Source organism: Paenibacillus guangzhouensis, from assembly GCF_009363075.1.
Taxonomy (GTDB): domain Bacteria; phylum Bacillota; class Bacilli; order Paenibacillales; family Paenibacillaceae; genus Paenibacillus_K; species Paenibacillus_K guangzhouensis.
Map to the genome: position 1 here is coordinate 4,860,461 of NZ_CP045293.1, position 19,614 is coordinate 4,880,074.

General features: G+C 46.3%; 22 protein-coding genes and 2 other annotated features. Of the genes, 1 reads left to right on the forward strand and 21 read right to left on the reverse strand.

Annotated elements, in window-relative coordinates; translation table 11 throughout:
• Positions 1-324: 324 nt before the first annotated feature.
• The 17 genes from rplL to GCU39_RS21975 all read right to left on the reverse strand — a co-directional run bounded on the left by rplL (position 325) and on the right by GCU39_RS21975 (position 13,098).
• Positions 325-690: a 50S ribosomal protein L7/L12 gene (gene rplL / locus GCU39_RS21895; protein WP_152395422.1), complete on the reverse strand. Its 366-nt coding sequence runs from the start codon at positions 688-690 to the stop codon at positions 325-327.
• A 52-nt stretch (positions 691-742) separates the two neighbouring features.
• Positions 743-1,246 (reverse strand): 50S ribosomal protein L10, encoded by a 504-nt coding sequence (gene rplJ / locus GCU39_RS21900; protein WP_152395423.1) that lies wholly within the window; start codon positions 1,244-1,246, stop codon positions 743-745.
• 27 nt (positions 1,247-1,273) lie between these two features.
• Positions 1,274-1,427: a sequence feature (ribosomal protein L10 leader region), on the reverse strand.
• Positions 1,428-1,511: 84 nt separating this feature from the next.
• Positions 1,512-2,204 carry a 50S ribosomal protein L1 gene (rplA, locus tag GCU39_RS21905; RefSeq protein ID WP_152395424.1) on the reverse strand — a complete coding sequence of 231 codons (693 nt, stop codon included), beginning with the start codon at positions 2,202-2,204 and terminating at the stop codon, positions 1,512-1,514.
• A 165-nt stretch (positions 2,205-2,369) separates the two neighbouring features.
• Positions 2,370-2,795 carry a 50S ribosomal protein L11 gene (gene rplK / locus GCU39_RS21910; protein WP_018759725.1) on the reverse strand — a complete coding sequence of 142 codons (426 nt, stop codon included), beginning with the start codon at positions 2,793-2,795 and terminating at the stop codon, positions 2,370-2,372.
• Between the two features lie 66 nt (positions 2,796-2,861).
• The gene (gene nusG, locus GCU39_RS21915) at positions 2,862-3,395 is read right to left on the reverse strand and encodes a transcription termination/antitermination protein NusG (protein WP_152395425.1); all 534 of its coding nucleotides are present in this window, start codon (positions 3,393-3,395) and stop codon (positions 2,862-2,864) included.
• A gap of 22 nt (positions 3,396-3,417) precedes the next feature.
• Positions 3,418-3,588, reverse strand: a complete 171-nt coding sequence (gene secE, locus GCU39_RS21920) for a preprotein translocase subunit SecE (RefSeq protein ID WP_152397375.1) — start codon at positions 3,586-3,588, stop codon at positions 3,418-3,420.
• 57 nt (positions 3,589-3,645) lie between these two features.
• Positions 3,646-3,795: a 50S ribosomal protein L33 gene (gene rpmG, locus GCU39_RS21925; RefSeq protein ID WP_078502963.1), complete on the reverse strand. Its 150-nt coding sequence runs from the start codon at positions 3,793-3,795 to the stop codon at positions 3,646-3,648.
• A 308-nt stretch (positions 3,796-4,103) separates the two neighbouring features.
• Positions 4,104-4,754: an RNA polymerase sporulation sigma factor SigH gene (gene sigH, locus GCU39_RS21930; protein ID WP_018759728.1), complete on the reverse strand. Its 651-nt coding sequence runs from the start codon at positions 4,752-4,754 to the stop codon at positions 4,104-4,106.
• Positions 4,755-4,923: 169 nt separating this feature from the next.
• Entirely contained in the window at positions 4,924-5,463 is a 540-nt protein-coding gene (locus tag GCU39_RS21935; RefSeq protein WP_152395426.1) for an NYN domain-containing protein, read from the reverse strand.
• 3 nt (positions 5,464-5,466) lie between these two features.
• Entirely contained in the window at positions 5,467-6,210 is a 744-nt protein-coding gene (gene rlmB / locus GCU39_RS21940) for a 23S rRNA (guanosine(2251)-2'-O)-methyltransferase RlmB (RefSeq protein WP_152395427.1), read from the reverse strand.
• Between the two features lie 21 nt (positions 6,211-6,231).
• Positions 6,232-6,678 (reverse strand): Mini-ribonuclease 3, encoded by a 447-nt coding sequence (locus GCU39_RS21945; RefSeq protein WP_152395428.1) that lies wholly within the window; start codon positions 6,676-6,678, stop codon positions 6,232-6,234.
• Between the two features lie 13 nt (positions 6,679-6,691).
• Positions 6,692-8,092, reverse strand: a complete 1,401-nt coding sequence (gene cysS / locus GCU39_RS21950) for a cysteine--tRNA ligase (RefSeq protein ID WP_152395429.1) — start codon at positions 8,090-8,092, stop codon at positions 6,692-6,694.
• Between the two features lie 3 nt (positions 8,093-8,095).
• Entirely contained in the window at positions 8,096-8,752 is a 657-nt protein-coding gene (gene cysE, locus GCU39_RS21955; RefSeq protein ID WP_152395430.1) for a serine O-acetyltransferase, read from the reverse strand.
• A 61-nt stretch (positions 8,753-8,813) separates the two neighbouring features.
• Positions 8,814-9,058: a binding site (T-box leader), on the reverse strand.
• 102 nt (positions 9,059-9,160) lie between these two features.
• Positions 9,161-10,618, reverse strand: a complete 1,458-nt coding sequence (gltX, locus tag GCU39_RS21960) for a glutamate--tRNA ligase (RefSeq protein ID WP_152395431.1) — start codon at positions 10,616-10,618, stop codon at positions 9,161-9,163.
• Between the two features lie 60 nt (positions 10,619-10,678).
• Positions 10,679-11,161: a 2-C-methyl-D-erythritol 2,4-cyclodiphosphate synthase gene (gene ispF / locus GCU39_RS21965; RefSeq protein WP_152395432.1), complete on the reverse strand. Its 483-nt coding sequence runs from the start codon at positions 11,159-11,161 to the stop codon at positions 10,679-10,681.
• A complete protein-coding gene (ispD, locus tag GCU39_RS21970; protein WP_152395433.1) occupies positions 11,158-11,856 on the reverse strand; it encodes a 2-C-methyl-D-erythritol 4-phosphate cytidylyltransferase in 699 nt (232 codons plus the stop codon). The genes ispF and ispD overlap by 4 nt, the downstream gene beginning before the upstream one ends.
• Positions 11,857-12,015: 159 nt before the next feature.
• Positions 12,016-13,098: a PIN/TRAM domain-containing protein gene (locus GCU39_RS21975; RefSeq protein WP_152395434.1), complete on the reverse strand. Its 1,083-nt coding sequence runs from the start codon at positions 13,096-13,098 to the stop codon at positions 12,016-12,018.
• Positions 13,099-13,265: 167 nt separating this feature from the next.
• Here GCU39_RS21975 and GCU39_RS21980 point away from each other — a divergent pair, with 167 nt between their 5' ends.
• The gene (locus GCU39_RS21980) at positions 13,266-13,655 is read left to right on the forward strand and encodes a DUF1573 domain-containing protein (protein ID WP_152395435.1); all 390 of its coding nucleotides are present in this window, start codon (positions 13,266-13,268) and stop codon (positions 13,653-13,655) included.
• Positions 13,656-13,739: 84 nt separating this feature from the next.
• On the opposite strand, the gene pssA is transcribed toward GCU39_RS21980, so the two are convergent.
• From pssA to clpC, 4 genes are all read right to left on the reverse strand, one after another.
• A complete protein-coding gene (gene pssA / locus GCU39_RS21985; RefSeq protein WP_152395436.1) occupies positions 13,740-14,483 on the reverse strand; it encodes a CDP-diacylglycerol--serine O-phosphatidyltransferase in 744 nt (247 codons plus the stop codon).
• 54 nt (positions 14,484-14,537) lie between these two features.
• On the reverse strand, positions 14,538-15,614 hold the full coding sequence (disA, locus tag GCU39_RS21990; protein ID WP_152395437.1) for a DNA integrity scanning diadenylate cyclase DisA: 1,077 nt from the start codon (positions 15,612-15,614) through the stop codon (positions 14,538-14,540).
• Positions 15,615-15,629: 15 nt separating this feature from the next.
• Positions 15,630-16,997, reverse strand: coding sequence for a DNA repair protein RadA (gene radA, locus GCU39_RS21995; protein ID WP_152395438.1), 1,368 nt, complete (start codon positions 16,995-16,997; stop codon positions 15,630-15,632).
• Positions 16,998-17,160: 163 nt separating this feature from the next.
• Positions 17,161-19,584 (reverse strand): ATP-dependent protease ATP-binding subunit ClpC, encoded by a 2,424-nt coding sequence (gene clpC / locus GCU39_RS22000; RefSeq protein WP_152395439.1) that lies wholly within the window; start codon positions 19,582-19,584, stop codon positions 17,161-17,163.
• Between the last annotated feature and the right edge of the window lie 30 nt (positions 19,585-19,614).

Sequence of the window (19,614 nt, forward strand, 5' to 3'; positions counted from 1 at the left end):
ATTATACAATAAACGCCCCCTAACTCAAATGTTCTATGATCTCTTTTTGTTAGTCCAATATACGTCGTACCACACAAGTATATTGATTTCTCTTAAACACCAAAAGTCGAAGCGTGTCCGAAGGACGAAAGCGGTCACTGCACACCGTAACTCTACTACACATCTCCTGCTCATTCGACAAACTTTCGGGTGTCCAGAGGGCGAGCCCCCTAAATCCCCCTTGTAAAGGGGGATTTAGGGGGATGACTACAAAGAGGTACAAGGATTCTTCCTCTCAACGCAAAAAGAGCCCTCCCTGTTGCCAGGGAAGGCTCTTTATCGAAATTACTTAACTTCGATTGCTGCGCCAGCTTCTTCAAGCTTAGCTTTAACTGCTTCTGCTTCTTCTTTGCTAACTTTTTCTTTAAGTGGTTTTGGTGCGTTGTCAACAAGATCTTTAGCTTCTTTCAAGCCAAGGCCTGTTACTTCACGAACAACTTTGATAACGTTGATTTTGGATGCACCAGCGTTAGTCAAGATTACGTCGAATTCTGTTTGCTCAGCTGCACCAGCATCGCCAGCGCCACCAGCCATAACTGCTACAGGAGCTGCAGCTGTTACGCCGAATTCTTCTTCGATTGCTTTAACAAGTTCGTTCAATTCTAAAACGTTCATGCCTTTGATGGCTTCTAAGATTTGTTCTTTACTCATGGTAGAACCTCCAATAATTTTATAGTTTTAGGATGCGAGTCGCATCGCTTGATTAAGCAGTTTCTTCTTGTTTCTCAGCAACAGCTTTAACTGCAAGTGCGAAGTTACGCACTGGAGCTTGAAGCACGCTAAGCAACATGGAGAGCAAGCCTTCGCGGGAAGGTAGTTCAGCAAGAGCTTTGATCGCTTCTACGCCCACAACTTGTCCTTCTACAACGCCACCTTTAATTTTAAGAGCGTCGTTTTTCTTTGCGAAACTGTTAAGAATTTTCGCAGGAGCAACAGCATCTTCTGTACTGAAAGCGATCGCTGTAGGACCTGTTAATACTTCATCCAATTCCGTCAAATTAGCTTCAGCAGTCGCACGACGTACCAAAGTGTTTTTCAATACTTGGAATTCAACACCAGCTTCACGAAGTTGTTTACGAAGCTCAGTTACTTGAGCAACGTTCAATCCGCGGTAATCTGCAACAACTGTACTCGCACTCTCGCGAAGTTTCGCAGTTACAACTTCAACAGCTTCTTGTTTAGCTTGAATAACTTTTGCGTTTGCCAATCTGTACACCTCCTATAAAAATCTACACGAAGCATGAAAAAAGCCTCCGTAGAAACTACGAAGGCATGATGACTGTTATCGAAATTGCATAGCAATTCAATTACAACACTTTATCATAACACCTCGGTAGGAAATTAAGCTTTGTAGCACCTACTGTCTACGGTCAGCATATTCAACTTGAACAACTTTTACAGATTATCATGGCACATCCTAAAAGTCAATGCCATTTGATCAATCACCACCATTTACCATGGCGCAAAAGATCTTATCTGTAGTTCGCTGTGTTAACGCGCGCGCCAGGACCCATAGTTGAAGATACAGCAATGTTCTTCAAGTATACGCCTTTTGCTGCAGCCGGTTTAGCACGGTTCAATGCATCGATTAACGATTTCAAGTTATCGTTCAATTTCTCAGCATCGAAAGATACTTTACCGATTGGAGCGTGAATTTGACCCGCTTTATCAAGACGGTACTCAATTTTACCCGCTTTGATCTCTTGGACCGCTTGGGCAACGTTGAAAGTAACTGTTCCTGCTTTCGGGTTTGGCATTAGGCCTTTACCACCAAGTAGACGACCCAATTTACCAACTTCACTCATCATGTCAGGTGTAGCTACGCAGACATCGAAGTCGAACCAGCCTTGTTGAATTTTGTTGATCATGTCAGCATCACCAACGAAATCCGCGCCAGCAGCTTCTGCCTCTTTCGCTTTATCACCTTTTGCAAATACAAGAACGCGTTTTGTTTTACCTGTTCCGTGAGGAAGGACAACAACACCGCGAACTGCTTGGTCTTGTTTACGTGGGTCTACACCCAAACGAACAGCAACTTCAACAGATTCGTCGAATTTTGCAGTCGCAGCCTTCTTAACAAGCTCGATCGCTTCTAGAGGCTCGTAAGTTGCTTCGCTATCAATAAGCTTAGCAGCTTCTAGGTATTTTTTACCGTGTTTAGCCATTTGTTTCTCCTCCTTTGTGGTTTTAGCGGAAAATCCTCCCACTTAGGCGCCTACGAAGTAGGTCGCCAACACGCTTGCGAAGCAAGTCGTGAAACATGCTTGCTGAGCAAGTCATGCGAATAAGTCTACAGCGTAGACCATGATATGCTTACAGATCCCTCAGGATTAGTCAGCGATTGTGATGCCCATACTGCGAGCAGTACCTTCGACCATACGCATTGCAGCTTCAACAGATGCAGCGTTCAAGTCTGGCATTTTTTGTTCTGCAATTTCACGAACAGTCGCACGTTTAACTGTAGCAACTTTCTTCTTGTTCGGTTCGCCAGATCCTTTTTCGATCTTAGCAGCAACGCGAAGCAATACTGCAGCTGGTGGAGTTTTAGTGATGAACGTAAAGGAACGATCCTCAAACACAGTGATTTCAACAGGAATGATTAGACCTGCTTGATCTGCTGTACGAGCATTGAACTCTTTACAGAAAGCCATAATGTTAACACCCGCTTGACCCAAAGCTGGACCGATTGGTGGTGCTGGATTCGCTTTCCCTGCAGGAACTTGCAATTTCACCATTTTAATTACCTTTTTAGCCATGTGAAAAACCTCCTTGCTCTAGAATGTGGTAGACGGGATGATTCCCTCCCACAAGAAACCAGATCGTTAAATCTTCTCCACTTGAGTGTAATCCAGCTCCAATGGGGTTTCTCGCCCAAACATATTGACGTGAACTTTCAACTTGCTCTTCTCGGTAATAATTTCTTCTACCGATCCAACAAAATTCGCAAAAGGACCCACTTTGATACGCACAGATTCCTTCAAATCGAATTCGATTTTCGGTTTCGGTTCTTCCATGCCCATGTGCTTCAGAATTTGTTCCACTTCTTCAGGCAACAAAGGTGTTGGTTTGGAACCAGATCCGGTAGAACCTACGAATCCAGTAACCCCTGGTGTATTGCGAACAACATACCAAGAATCATCTGTCTGGATCATTTCGACCAAGACATATCCGGGGTAAACTTTACGCATGACAGTCTTTTTCTTACCGTCTTTGTTCACCACTTCTTCTTCCATAGGAACAAGAACACGGAAAATCTTGTCCTTCATGTCCATCGATTCGACGCGCTTCTCTAAATTGGCTTTTACTTTGTTTTCATACCCAGAGTAGGTATGAACGACGTACCATCTTTTCTCCATATCTAGTCACCTGGGACCCTTCTTAAATTATCGCTTCGACCAACGAAGAGATTCCGATGTCGAGAACCCAGAAGTAAAAAGTGATAACGAGGATTGTGAATACTACAACAATCGTATAGCTCGTCAACTCTTTACGACTTGGCCAGCGAACCTTTTTAAGCTCAGCCCAACTTTCTGAGATGTAGGAAAACATAGAACCAAAGCTGCGTTTTACACTACCTACGAAAGACACGACGACACCTCCAAAAAACTATCTTGTTTCGCGATGAGAAGTCTGCTCGTTGCAATACTTGCAAAATTTCTTCATCTCCATGCGGTCGGGGTGATTTCGCTTGTTTTTGCTGGTCGTGTAATTTCTTTGCTTACAATTCGTACAAGCCAACGTTATAATTACCCGCATGATGTGCACCTCCCGAAGACATTCTATAAGTAGATATGTCTAAATTCATCCTAAAAAAACGTACGCATATTTAGGGCTACCTAAAACACTTTATCATACAGGGGAACCCATGTCAACGAAGGGCTGAGCTTCTCTCGATTAATATCAGTATGGGTCAGCCCCGGGAAAGATAAACCTACGCACCGATTTTATTGATCTATCAAAGCGTATATACGATTCGTATACAGTCCAGATTACCAATAAATACATCATGCCCCATCGGAGCCGCTCTCAAAATAAAAAAAAGACTCTCCCGAGTCTCCTTCCGCCTACAATCCTAAATCTCGATCTTCCAAGTAACGTTCCAGCTTACGCTTCACACGCTGCAATGCGTTATCGATCGATTTCACATGCCGCTTCAGATCTACTGCAATCTCTTGATACGAACGGCCGTCCAAATATAACATTAATACTTTGCGTTCAAGATCGCTAAGGATCTCCGACATCTTATCTTCCAGTCCCACGAATTCCTCTTGATTAATAATCAATTCTTCCGGGTCCGACACTCTCGAGCCGCAAATGACATCCATCAACGTGCGATCGGAATCTTCATCATAGATGGGCTTGTCGAGGGATACATAAGAATTCAGCGGAATATGCTTCTGCCGTGTCGCCGTCTTAATTGCCGTAATGATCTGCCGCGTAATGCAGAGCTCAGCAAAGGCTTTGAAGGACGAAAACTTGTCCCCTTTAAAATCACGAATCGATTTATATAAACCTATCATACCTTCTTGAATAATATCTTCTCTATCAGCACCAATTAGAAAATAAGAGCGGGCTTTGGCGCGCACAAAATTACGGTACTTATTAATCAAGTACTCGAGTGCATCACTGTCGCCTTCGCGGACGGCATCAACGATATCTTCGTCTGCTCTGATGTCATAATCGAACATTTTTAAATCTTTGAGGTCGACACTCACCAACTATCCCTCCGCCCAGCAACGTCAGCACGAAACTCTCTTTAAAGTATAGACTCCAGTATATATTATGTAACCTATACCGTCAACCAAGGCTATCCAAATTCTATTACAGTTAGCAAAATATCACTTTAATAACTATAAATTTCATTTTATTACATTTTAAAGGATACTATTTGCCTCGCCGCATTTGTTCCAGCTTCGAGAGGATATCTGCACTCATCTTGCTCTCTAGTGGATTTCTCTTATTGCTTGGTTGGTCTCGTTCAATAAACGTCTTCACTTCGCGTTTGCTATGCTCGATCTCGATCAATAGCTCTCTGGCAGATACCCGCAAGGCACCTTGTCCAAAAGCGACATGCTGTTCCACCGAATCCGAGGTCGCAACATAGATCTGCCTGCGTCGATGTGTTAAGTCATGAACGAAGCGTTCTATACATTCATCGGCTGTTTCCTTCTCTTTTGTGAAATGAACGGAAATTTGATTCTGAGCAAATGCCCCGCCAAGCCCAGGAACACGATAGGCATCAAAGACAACGATCACACGTCTTCCCGAAAAAGCTTGATAGTCTGCCAATCGGTTTAACAGATGATCCCTTGCTTCCTGCAGACTGATACTCGACAAGGTGACCAGCTCCGGCCAGGAGCCGATCATATTGTAACCGTCGACGAGCATCACATCCCGCAAATCCGGTGTTCGCTTCTTCCCCATGATCTAGCCTTGCTGCTTGCGCTGTCTCACAACCTCGTACATGAACACGCCTGCCGCAACGGAAGCATTCAAGGAATTAATCTGTCCAGCCATAGGCAATTTGATGAGAAAATCACATTTATCCTTGAGCAGTCGTCCCATACCTTTGCTCTCATTCCCGATGATAACGGCAATTGGCATATTAAAATGATTTGCTTCGAACAGCTCTTGCTGCGCTTCCACATCTGTACCGATGACCCAGATGCCTTCCTTCTTAAGCTGATCAATCGTCTGCGCAAGATTCGTCACTCGTGCAACTGGAACGTATTCCACCGCGCCTGCCGAAGTTTTCGATACAGTTGCAGTTAGGCCTACCGATCGGCGCTTCGGAATGATAACACCATGCACACCAGTGCAATCCGCTGTACGCAAGATTGAGCCCAAGTTATGCGGATCTTCAATTTCATCCAAGATGAGAAGGAAAGGCATTTCCCCCCGCTCCTGTGCAGAAGCTAGAATATCCTCAACCTCTACATATTCATAGGCTGCGACCTGTGCAACAACTCCCTGATGCTGTAAGCCTGGAACCATCTGATCCAGCTTACGCTTGTCCGCATTTTGAACGACGATCTTCGCATTCTTCGCCTCAGCTAAGATCGGCATCGTCAGATGCTTCTGCGCGTTGTCCGCGATCCATATTTTGTTGATTGTGCGACCGGAGCGAAGCGCCTCCATAACCGAATGCTTCCCGGCAATAAATTCTTCCATTTGTGATAGCCTCCCGAGCTTTTATGTCTTTGGATTCTCTTGCTGTGACTGTTCAATCGCGAGTCCAATTAAATACTGCAGCCGATCCATATGTTTGTTGTAATACAAAAACCCAACAAGACATTCAAACGCCGTCGCATGCCGGTACTCCAGTACATCCGCATTTTTGGGGATGCTTCCGGATTTCGCATTGCGCCCTTGACGCACAACATCTTGTTCCTCTTCCGTTAGCAACGGCATCCATAACCCGAGGAATTTGCATTGTGCCTTAGCAGACACGTATTGTGTTGCTTGCCGATGCAAATGATGCGGCCGCTGATTCGGCTGGGATATTAAATATTGCCGAATCGCGACCTCATAAATCGCATCACCGATGTAAGCCAGTACGATCGGATTCATCAGTTGCGGTTTCTTCGCCGGCGGAAAGTCAAACCAATATTCCGCTTCTTTCTCTTCATTGTTACTCATACTTCACCTGCTCTCATTTCCGGCGCCAACGCATCCCTTGCGGCGTATCCTCTAATACGATGTTCTTCTCTGCTAGGAGATCACGAATCTCATCCGCCCGCGCCCAATTTTTTGCCTTCCGCGCTTCGACCCGCTCCGCAATCAGGTTCTCAATCTCTTCATCAAGCATTTCTTCCGATTTGAGCTCCATTAGACCGAGTACGTTATTAAAATGATCGAACAACACCGCAATCGCTTGTAATTCGCCGGCTTTCACGATAGCCCGCTGTAAAACCAGATTCGTCTCGCTCACCAGATCAAACCACGCTGTAATCGCATCCGCTGTATTAAAGTCGTCATCCATTTTGGCGTGGAATTGCTCACGGATGTGACTAAGCCGTTCGGTAAGCTCCTCGCTTGCCTCTCCCGGATCAACAGCAGACTGTAGACGGTGCTGTAAATTCGCATATGCATTCTCAATACGCGATACACTGTTCTCCGCTTGCGCCATCACTTCTTCGGTGAAGTTGAGCGGATTGCGGTAATGTCCCGACAGCATGAAGTAGCGAATCGCAGGCGCTTTATATCTTTTACGAAGCTCGACAACTGATATGCCGTTGCCAAGCGATTTGGACATTTTTTCATTATCGATATTGATATAGCCGTTATGCATCCAGTAGTTCGCCAGCGATTTACCGGTTAACGCTTCCGACTGCGCAATTTCGCACTCGTGATGCGGGAACTGCAAATCTTGTCCGCCGCCGTGGATATCCAGAGTATCCCCCAAATAACGCTTTACCATCGCCGAGCACTCGATATGCCATCCTGGACGGCCATCGCCCCATGGGCTGCTCCAATAGATCTCACCTGGTTTGGCGCCTTTCCAAAGGACAAAATCCTCTGCATTTTCTTTGCGCTCATCGACTTCAATCCGGATACCGAACTGCAGCTCTTCAATATTCTGATGTGACAACTTCCCGTATTCCTTGAACTTCTGCGTACGGAAATAGACATCCCCTTGGTTCGCATATGCAAAGTCTTGATCGACTAGCTTCTGAATGAATTCCACAATCTCCGTAATGTTGTCCGTTACGCGCGGATTCGTCGTTGCTGGACGAACGCTTAACCCCTCAATATCCTCTTCAAAAGCTTGAATGAAACGATCCGCTACTTCAGGGACGGTTGTTCCGAGCTGCTCTGCCTTACGAATTAATTTATCATCAACATCTGTAAAATTCGATACATAGTTCACTTCATAGCCAATCGCTTCTAAATAGCGACGAACAACATCGAAGAAAATCACTGGACGCGCATTTCCGATATGAATGTAATCATATACCGTAGGACCGCATGTATACATACGAACCTTCCCCGCTTCAAGCGGTTCAAAAAGCTCCTTCGTTCGATTCATCGTGTTGTAGATGTGCAACGCCATGATTTACACGCCCTCTTTCGTTTGTTGTTGTTCCTGTACGATGCTGAGTTCCTTCTTCAGCCGATCGATTTGTTCTTGCATCTGCCTAAATTGATCAATAATCGGGTCCGATACTTGATTGTGACTTAAGCGATCCAGCCGTTTACCATCCTGCTTCACGATCCGTCCAGGGATCCCGACAACCGTGCTGTTCGGCGGCACTTCATTCAGCACGACCGAATTCGCACCGATCATCGCGTTATCTCCTACACGAAAAGACCCGAGCACCTTCGCCCCAGAAGCAATAACGACGTTATTGCCAATCGTTGGATGACGTTTGCCTTTTTCCTTCCCGGTTCCCCCAAGTGTAACACCCTGATAGATCACCACATTGTTGCCGATCTCACATGTCTCACCAATGACGACCCCCATGCCATGGTCAATGAACAGCCGCTCTCCCAGTGTTGCGCCAGGATGAATCTCGATCCCTGTAAAAAATCGACTTGTCTGCGATATCACGCGCGCTACACTATACCACCGGTGTCTGAATAGCCAATTCGCCAAGCGATGCGCCCAAATGGCATGCAGCCCGGAGTACGTAAAGACCACTTCAAATTTGCTTCTTGCCGCCGGGTCGTTCTCGAACACCGTCTGAATATCCGACCTCATTCTCTGAAACATGTTGATCCCCTTCTATCCCCTCAAAATAGAAAACGCCCCTACAGCAATATCACAATATTGCTGCAGAGACGTACTAACGCGGTCCCACTCTGCTTAAACATTTAGATGATGCTACATGATCATCTTAAATATTTCACTTAGCGTCCTTAACGCGGACGATACGTTATTCCCTACCCTGCGCGGCAGATCGGAAATACAGCTCCCAGGCGCATGTTCAGCTCACTAAGGATTAGGCAACTTCCAGCCATGGTTGCCCTCTCTGAAACCCTTGCAATAAAGCTTACTTCTCCTGTTCTTCGCTTTTAGAGGTTTTTATCAAATTGGAATGATGTTGATTGTAATTATATCCAACAGGTGCCACTCTGACAAGAGACGAAAATCTGTTAATTGAGGGTTCTCGTCTTATGCTTATGCCAAGAATGCACGAAGTCTAGCAACGACCTTATCCTGTCCAAGAAGTGCGATCGTCTCGTTCAAGTCGCGTCCATGCGTCTGTCCCGTTAACGCGACACGGATCGGCATGAACAATTGCTTGCCTTTCGTACCTGTTTCTTTCTGCACTTCCTTGATTGCTGTTTTCATCGCTTCAGCCGTGAACTCCGTCAGAGCCTCCGCTTTGCTTAGGAATGCTGCGAGTACCGCTGGTACTTGCTCCTCTGCGAGTACCGCTGTTCCTTCTTCATCCATTTGGATCTCATCTTGGAAGAACAATGCAGACAGTTCAACAATATCGGAAGCGGAGCGCATCTGCTCTTGGTATAGCGCCACGAGTGAATTCGCCCAGGCTTGCTCTGCTTCAGTTAAAGTCGCTGGCAGCAATCCAGCTTTTTGCAGATGAGGAATGGACATCGCTGCGATACGCGCTGGTTCCGCGTTCTTAATATAGTGATTATTTAACCAGCTTAATTTGTTCGTATCGAACACCGCTGGACTCTTCGATAAGCGCCCTGCATCGAAGATTTCAATAAATTGTTCGCGTGAGAAGATCTCTTCTTCACCTTTAGGTGACCAACCAAGCAATGCAATGAAATTGAATAGCGCTTCCGGCAAATAACCCAATTGATCATATTGTTCGATAAATTGAATAATCGATTCATCACGTTTACTTAATTTCTTATGATGCTCATTCACGATTAATGTCATATGGCCGAATACCGGAGGTTTCCAGCCTAACGCATCATAGATCATCAATTGGCGAGGCGTATTGGAGACATGATCCTCACCGCGCAATACGTGCGAAATTTTCATCAGATAGTCATCGATAACAACAGCGAAGTTGTACGTCGCGATCCCATCCTTCTTCACAATAACGAAGTCGCCTGACACATCAGACTCGAACGAGATCGTTCCTTTGACCATATCATCGAATGTGAAGGTTCTGCCCTCAGGTACGCGGAACCGAATGCTCGGCACACGGCCTTCGGCTTCGAATGCGGCACGCTGCTCCTCTGTTAGATCGCGATGGCGTCCAGAGTAACGCGGCATTTCACCGCGGGCCGTCTGCTCCTCACGCTCTTGCTCCAGCTCTTCTTCTGTGCAATAGCATTTGTACGCAAATCCACCGTCAATTAACTGCTGTGCATATTTATTATAAATATCCAGGCGTTCTGTCTGACGGTATGGACCGTATTCTCCGCCTACATCAATACTTTCATCCCAACTGATACCCAGCCATTTCAGGTAAGTAAGCTGACTCTCTTCCCCACCCTCGATATTCCGTTTCAAATCCGTATCTTCAATACGAATAATTAATTTGCCGTTATGATGACGTGCGAACAAATAGTTGAACAGCGCCGTTCTTGCATTACCAATATGTAAATGTCCCGTTGGGCTTGGCGCATAACGTACACGAACTTCTTGTGTCATAGGACTTAGCTCCTTTTCCTTGCCGAGAATTGCGACTGCATCGCCTTTAAATACCCTTAATCATAGCACATTCTGAAGGAGACAGACAACCGATTGGGCTGCAATTCCTTCGCCGCGGCCTGTGAATCCGAGCTGCTCTGTCGTCGTCGCCTTCACATTGATCTGCGACACATCGGCTTCCAGTACTTGAGCAATTCGCTCCTGCATTTCCGGAATGTATGGAAGCATCTTCGGCTTCTGAGCGATAATCGTGCAATCCAAATTACCAAGCTTATACCCTGCTTCCTTGGCCATCACCCAGATTTCCTCCAGCAGCTTCACGCTGTCAGCATCCTTGAACTGCTGATCCGTATCCGGAAAATGCTTGCCAATATCCCCAAGTCCAAGTGCACCAAGGATCGCATCGCTAATCGCATGTAGCAATACGTCAGCATCCGAATGCCCAAGCAGCCCTTTCTCATAAGGAATCGTAATCCCCCCGATAATACATGGTCTACCTTCCACCAATTGATGTACATCAAAGCCTTGTCCAACTCGAATCATTGCTGTTCCTCCCTCATTTGTTGTAACCAGAACGATGCCGTTACCAGATCATCTGGCGTTGTAATTTTGATATTCGTATATTCCCCTTCAACCACATACACAGGTAATCCGAGCCTTTCTACCAGCATCGAATCATCGGTGCCGACGAACTGCTCTTGCTGCGCCTCTTCATGGGCCCGAACCACATCGGCATAGCGAAAAGCTTGTGGGGTCTGGATAGCCCACAAGCTGCGACGGTCTGGTGTATGTTCGATGCGACCTGCTTCATTCACTTGTTTGATCGTATCCTTCACCGGTACGGCAAGAACGGCTGCCCCATGACGCATCGCTGCTTCATAACAAGCACGAACCCGCTCCTCCGTCACGAATGGACGGACACCATCATGGATGAATACCCAATCGGCATCCAGAGCGAGCAGCCCTTGATAGACCGAATATTGGCGCTCCGCTCCACCTGCGACGATTTTCGTTATTTTCTGAAGACCATAGATCTTAACCCACGCTGTACAACGTTCAACATCCTGCGCACCGACGACGAGTACGATCTCATCGATCAGGGTCATCTGTTCGAATTGTAATAGGGTATAGACCAGAATCGGCTTCCCTTCCAACTGCAAATATTGCTTGCTCTCCGGGGTTCCCATCCTTGAACCTTTACCCGCGGCGACGATGACTGCGCCAACCCGATTGTTCATGCCTATCCCTGCCTTGCTCTATCGCATAATTTGATCTACCTTATAGATTCGACATTTGCGATGAACAACCCTTTTCACGCGATGAACTTTATATAATAACAAGGCCCTCCGCAAAGCAATTGAATCATCAACGATGCGAAGATCTCCTTTTGGACTTCGTTACTGGGCTTTTTCCAGCAATTTCGGCTTCGCGAAGATCATCCGTCCTGCAGACGTCTGCAGCACACTCGTCACGAGCACTTCCATCGTCGTTCCGATGTACTCTCGTCCACCCTCGACAACGATCATCGTTCCATCATCTAAGTACGCTACGCCTTGGCCGTGTTCCTTGCCATCTTTAATCACTTGCACGATAATTTCCTCACCAGGCAATACCACTGGCTTCACAGCGTTAGCCAAATCATTAATATTAAGTACGGATACCCCTTGCAGCTCACATACTTTGTTCAAGTTAAAGTCATTCGTGACCACTTTACCCTGGAGCACCTTGGCCAGCTTCACCAGCTTACTATCCACCTCGGAAATTTCATCGAAATCACCTTCGTAGATCAACACCTTCACTTCAAGCTCTTTCTGAATTTTGTTCAGAATATCCAGTCCTCTTCGACCCCGATTCCGCTTGAGCAAATCCGATGAATCCGCAATATGCTGCAGTTCTTCGAGTACAAACTCCGGAATAACAATCGTGCCTTCGATAAAGCCCGTCTTACAGATATCTGCAATCCGACCATCGATAATAACGCTCGTATCCAGAATCTTATGCTCCTCGTTCCCGCGATTCGAATGGCTCTCTCCATTACCGCCTCTTCCACGCGTCAGAATGGCTACCAATTCTTCTCTCCGTTGCAATCCCAGCCATAATCCTGCAGTACCGCAAGCGAGTGTTAACACGATGCCCAATATGGCACCCAGCGACTCTACAATTGGCTCTAACAGATACGCCACACCTAGACCACCAACAAGTCCAAGGAATGCAGCAAATACATGCTCAAATGGAAGGCTTGTTACTTTATCGAGTCCCGTCCGAATCCGGCCCAGAACCGAATCCCCACCTAGCGAAAATAAGACCAAAAATACCGTCATACTGATACCCATAAATAACACCGTTCCAACCCATGTGCTTGCATCACCGAACATCGATTGCAGCCAATCTGTTGTCCGAATGCCTGCAAATGTGTACACTTCAAATCCGACCCATGCCCCTAACAGCAGCCATAACATCTGTATTCCTTTTTTTAACATAGGATTCACCTCCTTTACAATTATGGTCCAATTTCATCCAAGCTAATCTTGGTGAGAACAACTTTTTTCATTGATAACTGGTAATTCATTCACTTATAATTGAGTTAATTTCGGATTCGATGACGAAGCAGGTTATCAAGAATACTAATAAATCGAGGTGTATACACATGAGTGAGTCGACTTTACAAGCGTTTCAGGAGCAGGTCTCCGAATTGTTACTACGTCACCGCAGTCTCTTGGATGTTCTCTCGAAATATGGCCAGTCCAATGCATCCGTCAACCGTTCTGTCGTGAAAGCGATTACGGAATGTGGATGTATCGAACTGAATGCAAGTAAACAATGTTATCCGGAAGAAATGACACAGACGAGCCATCAGCTCTCAAGCCACTTGCATGGCGAGCTCTGTGAGAATTGTAAAGAAGTGGTCACTGCAGAGCTCGGTAGGAACTTGTTCTATATGTCCGCGCTATGCAATCTGCTCGATGTGAAGATGAATGATGTCGTGCAGAGCGAATCGAAGAAATGTTCCACGCTCGGATTTTTCAATTTATCGTAATGCCAACGCTCAAATAAAACACAAAAAAGCATTTATTCGAATCTCCGTAGAGAGCGAAATAAATGCTTTTTATTGTCGATACAACTAACTATTCAGTTGATCAGAACGCGATGCATCCTCTTTGGAAGCTGTACGTTTGCTCTTGCGACGCGTGGTGAACACAAGCTCAACGTTTTTTTTTAAGCCATACAACGCATAAAATGCGAGTGGAATTAGAATCAATTTTGGAGTCTGAGCCGGGAATTTAATCGCGAGTACGAGCGCAAGAATAATGACGATCGGCGCAATCCAGAATGCTTTCTTAGGAATGCCAACCTTCTTGAAATTCGGATATTTCACACGGCTAACCATCAGATACGACAATAATAATGAACTAATCACCAGATAAGGCGTAGCCAAGTCCGCATGGAACAATGCTAATGTACATAGTACACCACCCGCAGCCGGAATCGGAAGCCCGATGAAATATCCTGGCGTTCCGGATATGACATTAAATCTGGCAAGACGAAGCGCACCACAAATCGGGAATATTGCCGTTACCGACCATGCGAGCAACGGATTCAAATGCGTAAACGCAGTCACATACATAATAAAAGCTGGAGCTACACCAAACGAAATTACATCAGACAGGGAATCAAGCTCTTTCCCGAATTCACTCTGCACATTGAGTGCACGAGCAACCCGGCCATCCAGCCCATCCATTAGCATAGCAATAATCACCATAATAGCGGCATAATCGTTCTCACCGTTAAAAACTAATATGATGGAAATAATTCCGAGTACCAAGTTACTAATCGTAAACAAGTTCGGAATCGATTTTGTTATCATAGACTCACCTCATATTTACTATGCCCCAGTGTCATTCATTGATTGTATGACAATTTATATTTGTCTGTCAATAAACACCTGTTCTTGGATACGCTTAAGACCTTCCTTAATCGTACGGGCACGCACTTCACCAATTCCATCCACTTCATCCAATTCTTCGATCGTCGCCATCGTCACATGCGGCAGCTGGTAGAACCGCTGAACCAGGTTATTAATAATAACATTCGGCAATCGTGGGATCTTGCTGAGAACGCGATAACCGCGCGGCGCAACCGATTCTTCCGTCATTAAGTTCGAGGACTGATACCCTAATAATCGAATAATAAAATGTGCATCCAGCAATTCGTCCGAGCTGCATTTCTTCAAGCATACGAAAATTTCCTTCAATTTCTCTTCGGATGAATCCTTCGCATAGTCTTTGATTAACAGCCTTGCGTCTTCCTCCGTATTTCCCACTAGCTCTTCCATCTGCATGCTGATCAACCGGCCTTCGTTGCCTAGCTCATGGATGTAACGTTTGATCTCCTGCTTGATCCGAAGAGCCATCTCGAAGCGCTGTACGACATGCACAACCTCCTGTAACGTCACAAGCTCTTCAAATTCCGAAGCTGTCAGATTCGTCAGCGCCTGATTGAGCACCACTTTATACCGTTCCAACGTCTGTATAGCTTGATTTGCTTTCGTTAAGATGACGCCAATCTCCTTGAGGGAATACCGCAAATTCCCTTGATAGAGCGTAATCACGTTACGACGCTGAGAAATGGACACGACGAGCTTCCCTGTCTGCTTCGCTACCCGCTCCGCTGTCCGGTGTCTAATTCCCGTCTCAATGGAGGATATCGATGAATCGGGTATCAGCTGAGTGTTTGCATAGAGGATACGTTTTAAGTCTTCACTTAAAATGATCGCGCCATCCATCTTCGCTAGCTCGTACAGATAGTTCGGTGAGAAATCACAGTTAATGGAGAAACCCCCATCTACAACTTCCATCACTTCTGGACTGTATCCAACAACGATCAATCCCCCGGTTTTGGCGCGAAGGACGTTCTCCAGCCCATCTCGAAACGGCGTCCCCGGCGATACCAATCGAAGAAGATCATTTACATTATCTTGTTGAACCGCTTCTTTCATTCTCTATTATGCCCCCTAACCTAATGCAGCTCTTAGCGCTTCCGCTACGGTGTTCACACCGATAATTTCGATCCCCTTGGGCGCTTTCCACCCCTTTATACTTTTCTCAGGCATAATCACACGCTTGAACCCAAGCTTGTGCGCCTCTTTAACCCGCTGCTCCACGCGAGATACAGCCCGCACTTCCCCAGTTAGTCCAATTTCGCCGAAAAACACATCGTATGGCTGAGTTGGCGCATCCTTAAAACTCGATGCAATACTTACGGCGATCGCGAGGTCAACGGCAGGCTCATCGAGCTTCACGCCACCCGCAACATTCAGATAAGCATCTTGATTCTGCAAGAACATGCCCATTCGTTTCTCAAGCACCGCAATAATGAGCGACATCCGCTGATGATCGACACCTGTCGACATTCGCCGCGGCGACGGGAAATTCGTCGAAGCGACTAAGGCTTGGAGTTCAACTAGAACAGGACGAGTCCCTTCCACACTAGCGACGACGGTCGAACCGGCTACTCCAAGCGGACGTTCGGACAAAAACAGCTCCGATGGGTTGGACACTTCCTCAAGCCCCGTCTCTTGCATCTCGAAAATACCGATCTCATTCGTTGAACCGAACCGATTCTTCACCGCACGCAGCAATCGATAGGTATGATGCCGCTCCCCTTCGAAGTACAATACGCAATCCACCATATGTTCCAATAAACGCGGACCTGCGATCGCTCCTTCTTTGGTGACATGCCCTACAAGCACGGTCGCAATTCCCTTTACCTTAGCAATACGCATAAAGTGCGCCGTACATTCACGAACTTGGGAGACACTCCCTGGCGCCGAAGCAACAGAAGGCTGATAGACCGTCTGAATCGAGTCGATGACCAGAAAATCAGGCTGGATCTCATCAATCGCTTCCTCAATTTGCTCGAGGTTCGTCTCACATAAGACGAATAAAGATTCAGACAATGCATTTAATCGATCCGCACGCAGCCTTGTCTGTCGAACAGATTCCTCGCCAGATACATAGAGAACCTTGAGTCCTGCCGTTGTAAGCGCGTGTGATGTCTGCAGCAATAATGTGGATTTCCCGATCCCGGGATCACCGCCTACAAGAATTAATGAGCCAGGAACGAACCCGCCGCCGAGGACACGATTCAGCTCAGCGATATGCGTCTGAATGCGAGGTTCTTTACCACTCTCTATATGTATGATGGATTGCGGTTTTTCTTTCGTATGAAAAATGGGCGATTGCATGCCTTGCGTCTTGACAACCGTCTGCGTCTCTTCGACCATCGTGTTCCAGCTCATGCATCCTGGGCATTTGCCGAACCATTTTGCTGTCTCATGACCGCATTCTGTACAGTAAAACTTTGTTTTGACTTTCGCCATTTCGATCTCCTAACTAACCTTCATCTCGTACAAAAATTGACTGTTTTCGCAAATTTCGTACTTCTTTCAATTTTAACATTTTTACGCTAGAGATAAAAGGAAAACCCGAAACCTTATAGGCTTCGGGTTCTATTTATGCAGAATACGTAAGAATCAAGTTATTTTAATGATGCAGTACAACAAGGCTGCCTTCCTGCTCATCAATCGTTAGGCTGTCACCTTTCGAAATTTTGCCCATCAAGAGCTCTTCTGATAGACGGTCTTCAATATGCTTCTGAATCGCACGACGCAGTGGACGCGCACCGTAAGCAGGATCGAACCCTTCCTTCGCTAGGAAAGCTTTCGCTTTGTCCGTTAAGATGAAATCAACTTCCTGCTCTTTCAGACGGTTGCGAAGATCTTCGGCCATCAACGACACGATCTGTGCAATATGCTCTTCGCTGAGCGAATGGAAGACAATGATCTCATCAATCCGGTTCAAGAACTCTGGACGGAAGCTTTTCTTCAGCTCGCCCATGACTTTATCCTTCATGTTGTTATAATCTTTGCCGGAATCATTCGCTGCTGTGAAGCCAAGCGTCGAATTCCGCTTGATCGCTTCTGCCCCTACGTTCGAAGTCAGAATAATTAACGTATTGCGGAAGTCTACGACACGACCTTTGGAATCCGTAAGTCGCCCGTCCTCCAGCACTTGAAGCAAGATGTTGAATACTTCAGGATGTGCCTTCTCGATTTCATCAAGCAGCACAACCGAGTATGGTTTACGTCTTACTTTCTCCGTTAATTGACCGCCTTCTTCATAACCAACATATCCTGGAGGCGCACCGACTAGGCGTGATGTCGAATGTTTCTCCATATACTCAGACATATCGATACGAATAACAGCATTCTCATCTCCAAACAGAGATTCTGCAAGGGCACGTGCCAATTCCGTCTTACCTACCCCGGTTGGACCTAAGAAAATGAATGATCCCATCGGACGTTTCGGATCTTTCAGGCCGGCACGAGCACGACGTACGGCACGGCTAACTGCTTTGACCGCTTCTTCTTGGCCAATCACACGCTCATGAAGGATAGACTCCATCTTAAGCAAGCGCTCGGATTCTTCTTCTGCCAGCTTACGAACTGGAATTCCAGTCCAGCTTGCTACGATCTGTGCGATATCATCAGGTGTTACTTCAGAATCCGTACGGCCTTGCTTTTCTTTCCACTGATTCTTCGTTAGATCAAGCTCTTCACGCATTTTCTGTTCTGTATCACGAAGTGCTGCTGCTTTCTCGAACTCTTGGCTCTGTACAGCGGCATCTTTTTCTTTGCGAATATCTTCAAGACGATTCTCGAGCTGTTTCAAATTCGGCGGTACCGTATAAGAGTTAAGCCTTACCTTCGAACCAGCTTCATCAATCAAATCGATCGCTTTGTCCGGTAAGAACCGATCCGTAATGTAACGGTCCGACAATTTGACTGCTGCTTCAATCGCCTCATCCGTAATTTTCACCCGGTGGTGGGCTTCATAACGGTCACGTAGTCCATGCAAGATCTGAATCGCTTCCTCCGGAGATGGTTGATCAACTGTAATCGGCTGGAATCTGCGTTCAAGCGCAGCGTCTTTCTCAATGTATTTGCGGTATTCATCCAGTGTCGTCGCACCAATACATTGGAGCTCGCCACGTGCTAGAGAAGGTTTGAGAATATTCGATGCGTCAATAGCGCCTTCTGCTCCGCCTGCGCCGATTAGAGTATGAAGTTCATCGATGAACAGAATGATATTGCCTGCTTGACGAATTTCGTCCATGATCTTCTTCAGACGATCTTCGAATTCACCGCGGTATTTGGTCCCTGCAACGACAGAGCCCATATCCAAGGTCATGACACGCTTATCGCGAAGCGTCTCAGGAATTTCGTTCTGGATGATACGTTGTGCAAGCCCTTCAGCAATCGCCGTCTTACCAACCCCCGGTTCCCCGATCAGGACTGGATTGTTCTTCGTTCTACGGCTCAACACTTGAATGACGCGTTCAATTTCATTACTGCGGCCAATGACAGGATCTAAGTTCCCGTCCTTCGCGAATGCCGTTAAGTCACGGGCAAGCGAATCAAGTGTCGGTGTGCTGACATTGGCAGGTGTTCCATGATGGCTCGATACTGCTTCACTGCTGCCTAAGAGCTGCAGAACTTGCTGACGCGCCTTATTTAAACTGATACCCAGGTTATTGAGTACACGTGCAGCGACACCTTCGCCCTCACGAATCAACCCGAGAAGGATATGCTCTGTACCTACATACGTATGACCAAGCTTACGAGCTTCGTCCATGGATAGTTCAATGACTTTTTTAGCACGAGGCGTATAAGCAATATTCGTTGGTTGCTCCTGTCCACGACCAATCAAAGATTCGACTTCGTCTTGAATCTTCTCAAGCCCTAGTCCAAGCGCAATCAAGGCTTTAGCTGCAATACCTTCTCCTTCACGAATCAGTCCAAGAAGGATATGCTCCGTGCCAATATTGTTGTGACCTAGTCGCACGGCTTCTTCTTGTGCTAGTGCCAATACTTTCTGTGCTCGCTCTGTAAATCTTCCAAACATCATATCTATACACCTCCGCTTAAACTTAATTAT

Coding starts and splice junctions, on each gene's coding strand:
- cysE (WP_152395430.1), bottom strand. CDS start 8,752: ATGTTTCAGAGAATGAGGTCGGATATTCAGACGGTGTTCGAGAACGAC.
- rplL (WP_152395422.1), bottom strand. CDS start 690: ATGAGTAAAGAACAAATCTTAGAAGCCATCAAAGGCATGAACGTTTTA.
- rplK (WP_018759725.1), bottom strand. CDS start 2,795: ATGGCTAAAAAGGTAATTAAAATGGTGAAATTGCAAGTTCCTGCAGGG.
- ispD (WP_152395433.1), bottom strand. CDS start 11,856: ATGAACAATCGGGTTGGCGCAGTCATCGTCGCCGCGGGTAAAGGTTCA.
- clpC (WP_152395439.1), bottom strand. CDS start 19,584: ATGATGTTTGGAAGATTTACAGAGCGAGCACAGAAAGTATTGGCACTA.
- nusG (WP_152395425.1), bottom strand. CDS start 3,395: ATGGAGAAAAGATGGTACGTCGTTCATACCTACTCTGGGTATGAAAAC.
- GCU39_RS21945 (WP_152395428.1), bottom strand. CDS start 6,678: ATGAGTAACAATGAAGAGAAAGAAGCGGAATATTGGTTTGACTTTCCG.
- GCU39_RS21975 (WP_152395434.1), bottom strand. CDS start 13,098: ATGTTAAAAAAAGGAATACAGATGTTATGGCTGCTGTTAGGGGCATGG.
- rplA (WP_152395424.1), bottom strand. CDS start 2,204: ATGGCTAAACACGGTAAAAAATACCTAGAAGCTGCTAAGCTTATTGAT.
- pssA (WP_152395436.1), bottom strand. CDS start 14,483: ATGATAACAAAATCGATTCCGAACTTGTTTACGATTAGTAACTTGGTA.
- gltX (WP_152395431.1), bottom strand. CDS start 10,618: ATGACACAAGAAGTTCGTGTACGTTATGCGCCAAGCCCAACGGGACAT.
- GCU39_RS21980 (WP_152395435.1), top strand. CDS start 13,266: ATGAGTGAGTCGACTTTACAAGCGTTTCAGGAGCAGGTCTCCGAATTG.
- ispF (WP_152395432.1), bottom strand. CDS start 11,161: ATGATTCGAGTTGGACAAGGCTTTGATGTACATCAATTGGTGGAAGGT.
- GCU39_RS21935 (WP_152395426.1), bottom strand. CDS start 5,463: ATGGGGAAGAAGCGAACACCGGATTTGCGGGATGTGATGCTCGTCGAC.
- rpmG (WP_078502963.1), bottom strand. CDS start 3,795: ATGCGGGTAATTATAACGTTGGCTTGTACGAATTGTAAGCAAAGAAAT.
- radA (WP_152395438.1), bottom strand. CDS start 16,997: ATGGCGAAAGTCAAAACAAAGTTTTACTGTACAGAATGCGGTCATGAG.
- cysS (WP_152395429.1), bottom strand. CDS start 8,092: ATGGCGTTGCACATCTACAACACGATGAATCGAACGAAGGAGCTTTTT.
- secE (WP_152397375.1), bottom strand. CDS start 3,588: ATGTTTTCCTACATCTCAGAAAGTTGGGCTGAGCTTAAAAAGGTTCGC.
- disA (WP_152395437.1), bottom strand. CDS start 15,614: ATGAAAGAAGCGGTTCAACAAGATAATGTAAATGATCTTCTTCGATTG.
- rlmB (WP_152395427.1), bottom strand. CDS start 6,210: ATGGAAGAATTTATTGCCGGGAAGCATTCGGTTATGGAGGCGCTTCGC.